The following is a 13,633-nucleotide window of genomic DNA, read 5'->3' on the forward strand; positions in this document are numbered from 1 at the left end:
TCTTCGGCTTTGGACACCATCAGGCTGCCAGCGCTCCGCGCATGGTCGGATGATCATGCGGAATGAACGGAATCGTACGCGGCACCCGGATTGTGAAGGTGGAGCCGCGACCAAGCTGGCTTCGGACGCTGACCGTCCCGCCCATTAGCTCGCAGAAGCGGCGAGTCAGAACCAAGCCGAGGCCGGTGCCGCCGAAATTCTTCGCCGTCGCGTTGCTGCCCTGACTGAAGTCTTGGAACAGGAGCGGGAGATCCGCCGGAGCGATACCTACACCAGTGTCGCTGAGGACGAAGTCGAGCATCTCCGAATCCGGCTCCGGCTTCACGGTCAGGGTGACGGTGCCGTTCCGGGTGAACTTGGCTGCATTGCTCAGAAGGTTGAGAAGCGCCTGGCGGAGCTTCAGCGGGTCGTTGATCATGACGCCCAGATTGTCCTCTCGATTGAGAATGAGGCGGTTGCCCTGGGACTCAACGAGCGGCTGCGACGTCGCCACCACATCCTCAAGAAGGTCGTCGATATCGATCGCCTCCACACGGAGATCGATGAGATTGGCCTCGATCCTCGAAAGGTCGAGAACGTCGGTTACAAGCGAAAGAAGGTGGCGGCCGGCGCCGTTGATGCGCTTCAGGTCCGCAAGCTTCTGCGCGGACGACTTGCTCGTCTGCGCGTCCTCAAGAAGCAGCTCGCTATAACCGATCACGGCGTTGAGCGGCGTGCGGAGCTCATGGCTCATCTTGGCAAGGAAGATGGATTTGGCGCGGTTCGCCTTTTCGGCGAGCATCATCGCTTCGCGCAGCTTCTCCGTGGTCTGCCGGTGAAGCTCAGCTTCCTTCTCGATATCCTCGCGGTCGGCGACGACATCGGCATAATAGATCGCCATCCACGACATGTAGACGGTCGCGCTGAAGACGGAGATGAGGTTCATCTCGGAAAGCTGATCGATCGGAACGCGCGTCAGGAAGCGGCCGTACCAGAGATAGGCGCCCAGGAAGCAAAGGCACTGAGCAAGCAAGCTACCGAGCAGCAGCCGGTAATTGCCCGCCAGATAGAAGAAGCCGAGCAGCAAGGCGATAAGGAGCCAAGGTACGAACGGCGAGCTCATCCCGCCGTAGAAGAACGAACCGTAGAGCGTGACGAAGGTCAGCATCTGGACGGAAGTATAAGCCGAAAGCTGGAGGTTTCCGGATAAGCGCAGGAGCAAGGGCAGCAGCCAGAAAGCGCAGATCGTCGCCTCGACAACCCAGAAGGTAACGCCAGGTTCGGGGTCGGCCATGTAGAGGAAAACGCCGATCGACTGGGCCATGAGCGGGCCTGCGAGATGCAGGAAGACGAAGCTCCTGATCAGCTTCACTTCGGACATGGGGCGCGCCTCAACCGGTACGAACCAGTCGAGCATCTTCGTTAGCGCTGTCTGTTCTTGCTTCATCAGGCTTGCCCCTCCCGCCCAATAAGCAGCAACTTGTTAAGAATTCGTTTGCCGGAAAACTCTTCTGCTCTCGGGCACTAACGAAATTTTAAGGATGAGACGGTTAAATGAGAGCCTCGTATTAGTACGGCACGGCGGACGTTGTGCCTTGGGGGGTAAGGCTCGTTGTCCAACATACTGCAGACGTTCATGCAGCGGCTGGACCGATTCATTGATTGGTTCATCCCGCCGGAAATGCATGCGGATCGGGAGCTTACGCAGCGCGCCCGCATGTTCCTGCTGAGCCACGTCTGCGGCCCGTTTCTCGGTAACACTATCCCGCTTTATCTGCTGATCGCCGGCTTTCCGCGCGACTACCGACTCGGAATATTCACGGCCTCGGTTACCGCCTTCTGGATCGCGCCGTTCGTCCTTCGCCGCTTTGGCCATTACCGGACCATCGCCTTCGTGTCGGTCCAGAACCTGATCTTCGTGATCCTCTGGGCAGCTTATTCCTACGGGGGCGTCAATTCGCCCTTCCTGCCGTGGCTGCTGACGGTGCCGCTGCTGGCCTTCTTCTACATGTCCTGGTCAGGCCTGCTGCGCGTGCTCCTCTTGGGGCTGGTTGCGCTTAATCTCGTTGGCTTCTACATCCTCCATTATATCGACCATCCGTTTCCGCCGGTGGAGATGGAGAGCCTGCAGACCATCGGCCTCATCTCGACGCTCGCCTGCGGCGCCTACATTGCGATGATGGCGCTCTATTATGCCAAGATTCTCGCGTCACAAGCACAGCTCGAACGCGAGGTGCGCGAGCATATGGAAACCGCGGCGGCTCTCCAGCAGACCGCCGAAGAGGCAGAGCGCGCCGGCGCGGCGAAGTCTGACTTCGTCGCCAAGATGAGCCATGAGCTTCGGACCCCGCTCAACGCAGTGATCGGCTACAGCCAAATGCTGCTCGAGGAAGCCCGCGAAGAAGGCGACGATCATTCGTTACGCGATCTGGAAAAGATCCAGAATGCGGGCAAGCAACTCCTCAGCCTCGTCAACGATGTGCTCGACTTTTCGAAAACGGACGCGGGGAAGATGGAGGTCTATCCGGAGGTCGTCGATCTCGGCGCCTGTCTTGCGGAGGCGGTTGAAGCCCATCGCGCGAGTATCGAGGCAAGCGGCAACCGGATCGAACTCAAGCTGCCGAAGCAAGTGGGAACGATGGTGACTGACTGGCGGCTGACGTCACGCGTCGTTGGGCATCTGCTCGAAAATGCCGCCAAGTTTACGCATAACGGACATATCAAGGTGTCGGCGCAGCGATCCGGCGTAGGGCCGAAGGAGCGGATCGCGATCGAGGTCGCGGACAATGGGCGCGGCATCGCTCCCGCCAAGCTCTCCTCGCTCTTCGACGTGTTCGAAGCATCCGAGGATGCAAGTTCCAGCAAATATGGAGGAACGGGCCTCGGCCTTCCGCTCTGCCACAAATTGTGCACGCTTCTCGGCGGCGAACTGCAAGTCAGCAGCGCGGTCGGCGTCGGAAGCCGGTTCACGATCATTCTTCCAAATATGCCGGAGGGCGCGGCGGCGGACCGCGACGTTCCGGAAACCATTGCCGCCTAGGGTGGAGCTACGATGACGAAGATACTCCTCGTTGAAGACAACGAGATGAACCTCGACATGCTCACCCGGCGCCTGCAACGGCACGGCTATGAAGTGATTTCGGCCAAGGATGGCCCGTGCGGCGTCGCCATGGCGCTGCTAGAGCGGCCCGACCTCATCCTTATGGACGTTGCGCTCGGCGACATGGACGGTTGGGAAGCGACCGACCTTATAAAGGCGAATCCGCTCACGTCATCGATCCCCGTCATTGCTCTTACCGCACACGCGCTCGAGAGCGACCGGCGGAAGAGCATCGAGGCGGGCTGCTCCGACTTCGACACCAAACCGGTCGACCTCCCAAGGCTCCTCTCCAAGATCGAGGCCTGCCTCGGGCGAAGGCCCCCGCAGTCCGACACGTGATTTCAACGCAGCAAGCGCGCCAGAGGCAGCGCAATCAGGTGCAACAGTTAACTCAAGGCCAGTGAACCGATGACCAAGTTTGCTTCTTCCAGCCGCGCAGCCGCACTGACCGGCAGCATGCGCGATTTCCGGAACCCGCCGGGCGCGAACCTGCTGGAGCGCGTCGAGGCGTTCCACGACTGGCAGAAGGCGAGGCGCGAGAACGGCCTGTGGCCACTCGGACGTTCGACGGAAGCCGGCCCGAAGCGTCTCGCTGTCGCGCGCAACGATGATGGCTATCGGATGGAAGGGGTGAACTTCGCCTCACAGGATTATCTCAGCCTTGCTTCGCATCCCGCCGTTTCTGCGGCGGCGGTTCAAACCGTCGAAGAATATGGGGTTCACAGTGCCGGCTCGCCTGCACTCGTAGGCAACACCACCCTGTCTCTCCAACTGGAGCGGGTGATCGCCGAATTCCTGAAGACGGAATATGTGACGCTTTTCCCGACCGGCTGGGCCGCCGGCTTCGGGGTTATCAAGGGTCTGGTTCGGCAGAACGACCATATCGTTATGGACGCTTTGTCCCACGCATGCCTTCAGGAGGGCGCTCAGGCGGCCACCAAGAATATCAGCTTGTTCCGCCACAACAGCATTGAGGATGCGCGAAAGAAGCTGGCGGCGGCGCGTGAAAAGGCGCCCGACGCCGGCATCCTGGTCGTCACGGAAAGCCTCTTTTCGATGGATTCCGACACGCCCGACATCGCCGCGCTGCAGGCGCTTGCGCACGAATTCGGCGCGACCTTAATGGTCGATGTCGCCCATGATCTCGGCTGCCTCGGCGAAGACGGCACCGGTCATATCGGCATGCAGAATATGCTTGGCAAAGTCGATGTGGTGATGGGGAGTTTCTCTAAGACCTTCGGATCGAATGGTGGCTTCGTCGCGTCGAACAGCCGCGGCGTGAAGGAATATCTCCGTTACTACGCCTCGCCCTGCACCTTTTCGAACGCGCTGTCGCCGATCCAGGCGGCAGTGGTGCTGGAGGCCTTCAAGATCATCTCTTCAGAGGAAGGCTTTGGCCTTCGCAAGGAGCTGATGACGAATGTGCGCCTGCTCCGCCAGCTGCTCGTCGAGAGCGGCTTCGAGGTTTATGGCGATCCGTCGGCGATCGTATCGGTCAAGGTGGGATCGGAAGCGCTTGCGCGGCTTGTCAGCCGCCGGCTTCCGGACCTCGGCCTCATCGCCAACCTTGTCGAATTTCCGGCCGTCGCCAAGGGCCAGGCGCGCTTCCGCATGCAGGTCATGGCCAAGCACACGCAGCACCATATCGTTGATGCTGTGTGGCGGCTCGGCATCGCCTATCGAGAAGCTTTGAAAGAATATGAAGCAGTATTGGCGGGGAAAGAACTTCCTGCGTATACCTACGCGATAAGGACTGAAAAGCCGTCGGCCGAGGTTCTTAATATTGCGGGGAAAACAATCGCAGACTTGACGCCGGGTGCCATGGGTTTGGCGAAATCCGCCTAACCTGTTGTTATTGGTCGTTTCGGAGTGCTTACGAATTATTAGTGCGGCAGTGGTAAGCGCAACGGTAACTAAGTGATGATTGGAAGTATGATGTTTCGTCCTTTGATCCTGGCAGCTACTCTTGGCTCGGTGCTTTCGGCTACAGCCGCGCATGCCCAGACGGACGCGGCCGACACCGGCTATGTCCATGTGGGCCTTGCGCGCGTGGATCAGAAGGACGAAGCGACGCTCTATGCCGGCGGAAACCCAGTGCCTAATGCGGGCTATGAAACCCAAAAGAAGGTGACTGCCGCGATTGAAGCCGGCTTCTTCGTTTATGAAGGCGCGGCGATCGCTGTTGGCGCGGTGCTTCCGGCCGAAACGCCGAACATCGCTTCGGGCTCGCTCGATGGCCTTGGCAATCTCGGGGACGAAAAGCCTGGCTTCCTCACCGCCACCGCACAATACCATTTCAACAGGAACGGCACCGTCTCGCCTTATGTGGGCGCAGGCATTTCCTATCTTTACTTCGCGGACCTCGATGACGGCGTTGTCACCGATCTCGACATCGACAATAGCTGGGGCACTGCGCTTCAGGCAGGCGCCGACATTCGCGTGTCCGGCCGCTGGTCGCTTTTCGTAGACGCGAAGAAGCTTTTCATCGACACGAACGCCAGCGGATTTTTGGGCGGGGCGCCCATTACTGCCGACGCGGAGGTCGATCCGTGGATCCTGTCTGCGGGTGTTGGTTTTCGCTTTTAAGCGAATAGGCGGAGCCGAGCGGTTCCGCGGGGGGAATTTATGAGGACCGGTGCACTTTCGAATACGGCCATCGCGGCTGCGGCCCTGATCGGCCTGGCCTCGCCAGCCGTCGCCCAGGATGGCAGCGACTGGTTCGTCCACATCGGACCGGCGCAGCTGACGCTTGCCGACGGCGCCGACGTGCGTGCCGGCGGCGCGCCGCTGGCTGGAGCTGGTATCGACACGGATCCCCAATATACGGGTGTGGTCGAAATCGGCCGCTTCGTCGCTCCGAATGTCGCCGTTGCGCTGACGCTCGGCGGGCCGCCGCTCGCCAAGATCGACGGCACCGGCACGCTTGAGGGTCTCGGTCGCCTCGGAAACGTTCGCTATGGGCCGGGCGCGCTTACAGTCCAGTTCCATCCTATGCGGAGCGGACGCGTGCAGCCTTATGTCGGCGCGGGCGTCACCTACATGCACATCTTCAGCACGAAGGACGCGGCCCTGTCCGACATCGAGGTGAACGACGATATCGGCCCGCTGATTCAGGGCGGCGTCCAATATTTCTTCAGCGAGAAGACCGGAATCTTCGTCGATGTGAAGAAGGGCTGGCTCCGCACGGAGGCCACCGCCTCGCTCGGCACGGTGCCGATCGACGCCGACCTGAAGCTCGACCCTCTGGTCGTGAATGCGGGCCTCGCCTTCCGCTTCTAAATCCTACCAGATTGCTGTTTTCGCTGCGGCACGCCTAACGGTCGTCGCGGTGGTGGTCTCCGCCTATGCCGCCGCGCCGGCCGCCGAGATGATAGAGGCCGACTGCCAGAGCCAGGGCCATCACAGCGGCCACGATAAGGAATGCCGTCCCCATTCCTCGGTTTTTAACTTGCTATACTTTCCGGTTTCCTAACGAACTGCTTGAAAATCAGCAATTTGGTAGCGTAACCGCCGCTGCCCAGCCTTTCGTTCCGTTGAGTTCGGCATGCGCCGCAGCGGCTTCATATTCCCCGGCCAGCATGCGCAGGTCGGCCCGCATTGCAGGATCGGCTTCGCCGCAGGCGAGCTCCCGGAAATGATTGGCCTTCAGGCGTAATTCGTCAGCGCTCATCTTCGTCTCACTTGATCACGTAGCTCAGCACCAGGCTGAAGCTCGAGTTAGGATTCATGGCTCCCTGGGGTCGGATCCGGATGTGGGTTACGCTTGCATCGCAGCCGGTGCTGTCGGGCTGCGGAACATAGGTCCAGGTAACGCCGCCATCGTTCGAGAAGTCGACATAGTCGGCCTGGCTGGCGAGGCTCGTATAGCTGTAGCTGAGGCCGGAGGATGGCGAACCGTTTTGAAAAATGACGGGGCCGCTGCCTGAGGTGAGGTCGGCCACGCGAAGCTTCAGCTGCGCAGGGGTTGCGTCCACCACCATCACTGAATTGCTTGTGACCGTATAGAGATACGGGTTCGCGACCTGGATCGTGTAAGTCATCCGCGCGCCCGGGATCGCCTTAGGGTTCACCGCGCCGTTCATTGGATCGCTGGTCGTCTGGCTCGATTTCAGCACCGTCAGAGGCGGAGGATCGGTAACGGTGAAGGTGTGCTGGCCTGTCGGCGTGGTCGCGCCGCCGAACCTGCCGGTGGCGCTGTTCACATAGGTGCCGACCGCCTGCGACATACGAGCGCGGTAGACGAGCTTCACCGATCCGCCGGCGGGGATGAGATAGGAGGAGTCTTGGATCCCGCTGAAGGTCAGCGTGCCGGTGGCTCCCGCCGCCGGGACCGCGCTCGAATTGGCGGCCGTGACGTCGCTTCCAGCTTCTATTCCGACGAAGCTCGCCCCGGCCGGCAGTGCGTCGACAAACGAGGTGATGCGGCTCGCATAGACGGAAGGATTGCTGACTGTGACGGTATAGACGACTTCCGACTGGAACCCGGCATAAGCGGTCGTCTTGTCGGCCGTCTTGGTGATGGTGAAGGGATTCGTGGCCCCCGGAAAAGTAATCGTGAAGGTGCTCGCGCCGGTATCGTAATTGCCGGTATATTTGAGCTGCGTGCCGGATGTGCCCATCGCGTACGGGCGGACCTGCGTCGACGCGCCTTCGCAGGCATATTCGAACGAATAGCGGACGGTGACGGTGTGACCGTTGCCGGTCTGTTTCGCCGTCTGAAGGAAGTGCAGCTTGTGCGCCGTGTTCACCGGAATGCCCGGAATTGTGGAGGCTGTGATGAGCGTGCTCGCGAGGCGGAAACAGCCGGCGTTGAAGGTGTTGAGACCGGACGGCTGAAGGTAAAATTCGTCGCCGACGTCGCTGCCGCCGAACGCATATTGGACATCCACGGAGATGATCTGACCGACGACGGCGCCAGGGCCGATCGTCGCGGTGTTGAGGAAGCCGGTGGCGTTGGCGCTCAACGTGCTGGTGCCGGTGATGGTAAGGTTGGTGTTCACCGTCCCTTGGCTTGAGGTGACGGTGATAACCGGGTTCGCTGCCGCATTGGTGCAGCCGTAGCCGATGAACCAATAGGCGCCGGTGCTTCCGCCCGGGGCGATCGTACCAAGATTCAAGGTTCCCGCCTGCCCGCCGGCAAGCGAGAAATTCGTGCCCAGGCCGGATATGTTCGCCTGGACGTTAGTCGCAGCGGTCGCGCCATTGTTGGTGATGCGGCCGCCCAGATACATCGCGCGCGGGCCTTTTGGCGTCGCACATGCATTGCTGTCATAGACCATCGACTGGGTCTTGGTGCTGTCGTTGCCCGTGCGCAGCGAGAAGACGAGCTGCGCCTGCGCGGTCTGTGCCGACAGAACGGCGAAGGTCGCTGCCAGAGCGTAAAGGAAATAGCGGAGCGCGATCATCGGCCGAGCCCCAGGCCCTTGAGGCTGTTCTGGTCGAACTTGAGGCGCATCGTCACATAGGGGCCGCTGCGGGTGTAGCGGGCGTCCTCGAAGTCGCGGTCGTGAAAGCCGACGACGTTCCAGCCAACCGACATCCAGCCGTTCTTGAAGGGCGAGAGGCCGATGCTGGGGCCGCCCGAATAAGCGAAGCTGTCGCCGCCGGTGCCCTGGCGCACGGCGAAGGCACCGCCGATGTCGACCTTGTCGCTGATGTCGAAGCGCGCGTCGACGCCGACGATGTTGCTCCAGCCCTTGATGTCGTCTTCCCCGAACTTGTCGGCGACGTAGCGCGAGCCCCAGAAAAGCGAGAGCTCGGCCCGGTCGTAACCGCCGCTGGTCGGCGACCAGTTTGCGGACAGGCTATTCACGATCCGGCGCGAACGGGCATTGCCGTTGACGGTGAGCGGAATGCCGATCGGGCCCGGCTGGCCGGCCACCGCACCGCTCACGCTGTCGTCGCGAAGCTCGAGCTTGTCGATGAAGGAGAAGCGGCTGGTCGAAGGGCGATGCGCCCAGCTCAGTTGCAAATTCTTGGTGCTGGTCTCGACGCCCGTTTCGGACTTCGCGACGAACCAGTTGAAGGCACCGCCGAGCGCGCTACCTTCGCCGATCTGGCGAAGCGCGGCGGCGGCGAAGCCGTAGCGGTTGTCAAAATCGCCGGCGCGATATTCGGCACGGCCGGTGATGCTCCAAAGGTCGGCGCGATAGGTGGCGCCCGCCGTCACGGCGATGAAGTCTTCGGTCAGGATGTTGCCGTTGCCGATGAAGCCGCCGCTCGCAACCGGGTGGAGCGGGTTCAGAACGTCGGCCGGATCGATGCCGCCAAGCGTCTGGTTGGAATCGAGCGAGAAGTCGACCGACCAATGCTCGTCCAGAACCAGCGACTGCGACAGGCCGAAAGCCGCAAAGCTCCGCGGGCCGGACTCAGCGATGTTCTGCATGTTCGCCGTCGCTGCGATCCGGGCGCCCGCCCAGGGCTTCAACTCGAAACCGACGCGTGCGGTGCGGGCGTCGATCTTCTCGCCATCGGCGATTTCATAGGCGCCGATCAGCTGCACGTCCTGATTGACGGCATAGCGGGCGCTGAAGCGATGCTGGGCCGGGAAGTCGATGCTGTCATCCTTGCCGCCGATCGGCATTTCGGTCTGCGCGTCGAGTTCCAGCCGGTTGCCGAAGAAGCGCTTGGTGGCGCCGAGCTGGAGCAGGGTCGACTTGGCGGTACGGCCATCGGCGAGGCGATCGTCAGCAATGGTGATGCCGGCGCGGCCCGCAATGTCCGGCGTCCGGTATTCGGCAAGGAGGCGGCCCGCGGTGCGGCGGGCGTCGCTCGCCAGATAATCTTCATGCCAGGCGCTGCCGGTGAGGGAGAGCTGGTCGGTGATGCGGGCGCGGCCGTCGATGCCGAACTTGCGCGTGCCCTGTTCCGACGCGTTCACCTGGCCGACGCCGAAGCCGCCTTCCTGCTCGCGGGCATAGGCAATCACGTCATATTTGGAACCGTGATGCTCGGCCTCCACGAGCCATGCGGTTGCGGTGCCTTCGGCAACGGCGGCCGCGCCGGACTTCGCCTTGGTGTCGCTGACGGCAACCTCGGCACGGATTTCGGTCGATTCCGACGGGCGGTAGCGAACGTCCGCGCCGCCGAGGGTGGTGGAGCGGCGGTTGTCAGCATCGTGGATCGCCGTCGCCGACACCTGGAGCTTCTGATCGGCCGAGCGCCAGCTGACCCGGCCGCCGGCATTGATCTCGCGCTCGGCAACGCCGTCCACTTCGTAATCGGCGACGATGAACTGCGGATCGAGTGAGGGCGAGCGGCTGAGGATCGGCTCGCGGAAGCGCAGCGTGCCGGCCAGATAATCGATGGCGTAATCGATGTGACGGGTGAGGAGACGGCTCTCGACGATGCGGTCCGAGCGGAGCCGATCACGGATTTCGATCGTCACCCGCTCGCTGTTCGGCAGGATATCGCGCGCGCGGAGCGCATAGGGGCCGGAAAGGCCGTTGCCCTGAATTTCATCGCGGCGGTGGCGGGTCGGCGTGTCGGCGGCGAAGGCGGTCGCGGACAGGCGCTCTGAGCGATATTCGGCCTTCACGCCGTTAAAGGACCGGACGTAGCGCGCAAGCTCCGGCTCGTCGATGCCGGTGTCATAGTCGCCGAACAAGGCATAGAATTGCGGTCGCTCGAGGCGGAGGTAGAGACGGCGGATCGAGGCGGCGTCGTAGCGGCGCTCCGAACGGTCGGCATAAATGGTGTAATAAGCCTGCGGGTCGATCACGCCGGCAAACTGCGTCTCGTCTTCCTTCTTGTCGCTGTCGTAGGCGAGCGTCATCAGCCATTTGCCGCTGATCCGGCCCTTGGCGTAAAGCGCGAGGCGGCCGTCGACGAGCGTCTCGTCCTTGGCGTCCGCCAGATCGTCCATATGGCCCTCAAGCTTGTTGTAGCCGACGGTGCCGGCGGCGAGGCCGACGATCGTCCAGGGCCGGTCGCCAGGATCGAGCCAGGCTTCGACGCGCTGCTCGCGCCTTGCTTCGCCGTCGCGGAAATTGAAGCGGAGGCTGACAGTGCCGGACGCGGTGGTCGGCTCGAGCTCGATATAGGCGATGCCGTCCTCGCCCTCGACGCGCCAGACGGGGCGGGCGCGCTCGAGGCCGGCGAGTTGACGGGCCTGCTGAGCGTCCGCTTCGACCGCGGGATAATAAGGCGCCGGCACCTCGAAATCGCCAACGAGCCCGTGATGGACCGGGCGGCCGTCGCGGTCGGTCATGCGGAGCGCGATCACGGGGCGGGTGATGCCGTCCGCAACCAGCTTCGACTTTTCGCGGACGAGCTCAGCCCGCATCGGGCTTGCAGCGAAATGGACATTGCGGGTCAGGGTCTCGGCGACGCTGCCGTCGGCATTCCGCACTTCGGCGACGAACTTCGTGTCGCGCTCGGTGAGCGGAAGGCCGCGCCAGAGGCTGGCAGCGACCTTGCCGTCTGCGCTCTTGCGGGTTCCGTCGAACGCGACGCCGTCCACCGGCCTGCCACCCATCGTGAGGCGGACGTTCTGGCCCGGCAGGTGCTTGATCGCGACGCGGACCACCGGCGCGCGCGGATTGTGATCGGTCTCGGGGAACAGCCATTCGATGCCGGGCTGCTGTCCCGCCAGCCAGTCGCGCTCCGCGCCCGCCGCGGCAGCGTCGCTCTGTGCCTTCGGACGCGCATCCTGGCCCACAGCGCGCGCAGCGCGGGCGGCATCCGGAACGGCATGGAAGTCGACGCGCTTCAAAGCGCCGCCACGGCCTTCGACGAAGCGGGAGAAGGCGCTGCCGCCGGACCGGCTGTTATCGGCGCAGTCGACGGCGCGGAGGGTGCCGGGAAGCGTATTTTCGTCCATCTGGACGACGCGAAGGCCGGGCTTCACGCCTTCGAAATGATAGCGGCCGTCAACGTCCGTCACCGCATAGCTGCCGTCTTCCAGCATGACGCGCACGCCGGGTACGCCACGAAGGCTGGCCGGATCGGCGGAGCAGGCGCCGGCGACGACGCGGCCGATAATGGTGAGGCGATCGGCAATGGCGTCGCGGCGGATCTTCACGGCCGCTTCGGCAACGTTGCTGCGATTGCCGTTCGCGTCGCTGAGCTGCGCCCGGTTGAGCGCGTCGCCGGTCCGGGCATCGGAGCGGACCTCAAGGACATAGGTGAGCGACGAGGCGGCGCCGGCGGCGAGGGTTGGAAGCTGGACGACGAGCGTGCGGCCGTCGGGCGAAGCGGATGCGGCAAGTTCTGCGCCGTTCAGGCGGACGGTGTCGGGACGTAGCCGCATGCCCTCCGGAATGAAGTCGGTGAGGGTGAGCGTGCCCGACGCACGGTCGTCCGGGTTCGAGACGGTGATCCGGTACTGCACCATATCGCCCGGCTCGGCGATCGACTGCGAAGCCGCCTTGGCGAGCAGCAGCGAGCCGGCCGGGCGATCGAGCGGGATATCGACCCGCACCGGCGCCGGGCTGTCGAGCACGATGACGCCGCCATAGGAACCGTCGACGATGGTGAAGGCGAGACCGTCGGGGCGGCGAAGGGGAGCGAGCGCGGCCGGTGAAAGGGCTGAAGGCGCCACATAGGGCGCAGGAGGCTGTACGACGAGGCGGTAGCGGCCCGGCCGCATCAGCGGGAATCGATAGTCGCCCGGCGGAAAGTCGTATCGGTTGCCGCCGCTGTCGATCACGGTCTGGCCGGTGACGAGGGTCGAGGGGTAGCGGGACACACCATCGTCGCCGAACACTTCAGCCTGCTGGCCGGTATTCGCGTCGACGACCGAGATCGTCACGCCCGGGATCGGCGCTCCGGTCGCGCTGTCGAAGGCAATGCCGAACGGATCCACCAGGACGTTGATGTCGGAATAGCCGAATGGATCGTCCTGGTTCGGATTGAACGTGTCGAAGACGAGCTTTTCGCCCGGGCGAACCGAAAGGCGGCAATCGCTCGGCACGGCCGGCGCCGCGATTGTGACGATGCCGCCCACGAACTTACCTGTGTTCGGCCCGGTTTCGACGAGCGTGATCCGCTCACGGTCGCCGTCGGTTGTGGCGAGGTCGATAGTGAGCTTGTCAATCACCGCCGGATCCACGTTAGCGGATGCGCGGACCACCTCCACGATGAGCGGCTCGCCGGCGCGGATCTCGTCGGTGGGCTTCACATGATTGCTTTGCGGTGTGGCGGATCCCTCGCCGGCAGCTTTGGCGGTGATCCCGCCGCCGAAGTTGCTTGGATCGAAAGGCTGCTCGCCCCCGGAAGAAGTGCAGCTGGCGCCGTCAAAGTGAAGGGGCGGGCTCCCCACCTCGTGCGTCAGGCGATAGACGGTGAGTTCCGTCCTCGTGTCCGCAACGGTGACATCGACGCGGTTGGAATTCACCCGCCCGGTCAAGGCGCCGGTGCCCCATTCGACAGTCGCAACGTTGGTGATCGTGCGGATGACGCGCTGCTGCGCCTTCGAGGGAACAGCGAAGGCGAGCAGGCACAGGAGCAGCGTTAAGAGGGCGCGAGAAATCGGCCCCGGAAAACCGTGGCTTCGAGAGGTCTTGATGTTGAGGAGGGCCGGCATGTGGAACATGCCCAGAGACCCCTCCCCGA

Annotated in this window: 9 protein-coding genes; 5 read left to right on the forward strand and 4 right to left on the reverse strand. The window is 63.1% G+C overall.

The genetic code is table 11. The annotated features are described in order from the left end of the window. Positions 1-19 precede the first annotated feature (19 nt). Positions 20-1,426 carry a sensor histidine kinase gene (locus VGD10_RS03770; RefSeq protein WP_331039462.1) on the reverse strand — a complete coding sequence of 469 codons (1,407 nt, stop codon included), beginning with the start codon at positions 1,424-1,426 and terminating at the stop codon, positions 20-22. Between the two features lie 165 nt (positions 1,427-1,591). On the opposite strand from VGD10_RS03770, the gene VGD10_RS03775 reads away from it, so the two are divergent. The 5 genes from VGD10_RS03775 (at position 1,592) to VGD10_RS03795 (ending at position 6,358) form a co-directional block, all read left to right on the forward strand. After that, positions 1,592-3,019: a HAMP domain-containing sensor histidine kinase gene (locus tag VGD10_RS03775; protein ID WP_331039463.1), complete on the forward strand. Its 1,428-nt coding sequence runs from the start codon at positions 1,592-1,594 to the stop codon at positions 3,017-3,019. A gap of 12 nt (positions 3,020-3,031) precedes the next feature. After that, positions 3,032-3,418: a response regulator gene (locus VGD10_RS03780; RefSeq protein WP_331039464.1), complete on the forward strand. Its 387-nt coding sequence runs from the start codon at positions 3,032-3,034 to the stop codon at positions 3,416-3,418. A 69-nt stretch (positions 3,419-3,487) separates the two neighbouring features. Then, the gene (locus tag VGD10_RS03785; protein WP_331039465.1) at positions 3,488-4,924 is read left to right on the forward strand and encodes an aminotransferase class I/II-fold pyridoxal phosphate-dependent enzyme; all 1,437 of its coding nucleotides are present in this window, start codon (positions 3,488-3,490) and stop codon (positions 4,922-4,924) included. Positions 4,925-5,014: 90 nt separating this feature from the next. Then, complete coding sequence (locus tag VGD10_RS03790; RefSeq protein ID WP_331039466.1) at positions 5,015-5,665, forward strand: OmpW/AlkL family protein; 651 nt, start codon at positions 5,015-5,017, stop codon at positions 5,663-5,665. 39 nt (positions 5,666-5,704) lie between these two features. Continuing rightward, positions 5,705-6,358 (forward strand): OmpW/AlkL family protein, encoded by a 654-nt coding sequence (locus VGD10_RS03795; protein WP_331039467.1) that lies wholly within the window; start codon positions 5,705-5,707, stop codon positions 6,356-6,358. 208 nt (positions 6,359-6,566) lie between these two features. Here the strand turns inward: VGD10_RS03795 and VGD10_RS03800 are convergent, their stop codons facing one another. From VGD10_RS03800 to VGD10_RS03810, 3 genes are read right to left on the reverse strand one after another with little or no spacing between them, the layout of a single operon-like run. Beyond that, positions 6,567-6,749, reverse strand: a complete 183-nt coding sequence (locus VGD10_RS03800) for a hypothetical protein (RefSeq protein WP_331039468.1) — start codon at positions 6,747-6,749, stop codon at positions 6,567-6,569. A gap of 7 nt (positions 6,750-6,756) precedes the next feature. Further along, positions 6,757-8,484: a hypothetical protein gene (locus VGD10_RS03805; protein WP_331039469.1), complete on the reverse strand. Its 1,728-nt coding sequence runs from the start codon at positions 8,482-8,484 to the stop codon at positions 6,757-6,759. Next, entirely contained in the window at positions 8,481-13,613 is a 5,133-nt protein-coding gene (locus tag VGD10_RS03810; RefSeq protein ID WP_331039470.1) for a hypothetical protein, read from the reverse strand. Before VGD10_RS03810 ends, VGD10_RS03805 begins: the two co-directional genes overlap by 4 nt. Between the last annotated feature and the right edge of the window lie 20 nt (positions 13,614-13,633).

Source organism: Allosphingosinicella sp., assembly GCF_036402135.1.
Taxonomy (GTDB): domain Bacteria; phylum Pseudomonadota; class Alphaproteobacteria; order Sphingomonadales; family Sphingomonadaceae; genus Allosphingosinicella.

Coding starts and splice junctions, on each gene's coding strand:
- VGD10_RS03770 (WP_331039462.1), bottom strand. CDS start 1,426: ATGAAGCAAGAACAGACAGCGCTAACGAAGATGCTCGACTGGTTCGTA.
- VGD10_RS03780 (WP_331039464.1), top strand. CDS start 3,032: ATGACGAAGATACTCCTCGTTGAAGACAACGAGATGAACCTCGACATG.
- VGD10_RS03785 (WP_331039465.1), top strand. CDS start 3,488: ATGACCAAGTTTGCTTCTTCCAGCCGCGCAGCCGCACTGACCGGCAGC.
- VGD10_RS03790 (WP_331039466.1), top strand. CDS start 5,015: ATGTTTCGTCCTTTGATCCTGGCAGCTACTCTTGGCTCGGTGCTTTCG.
- VGD10_RS03795 (WP_331039467.1), top strand. CDS start 5,705: ATGAGGACCGGTGCACTTTCGAATACGGCCATCGCGGCTGCGGCCCTG.
- VGD10_RS03800 (WP_331039468.1), bottom strand. CDS start 6,749: ATGAGCGCTGACGAATTACGCCTGAAGGCCAATCATTTCCGGGAGCTC.
- VGD10_RS03805 (WP_331039469.1), bottom strand. CDS start 8,484: ATGATCGCGCTCCGCTATTTCCTTTACGCTCTGGCAGCGACCTTCGCC.
- VGD10_RS03810 (WP_331039470.1), bottom strand. CDS start 13,613: ATGTTCCACATGCCGGCCCTCCTCAACATCAAGACCTCTCGAAGCCAC.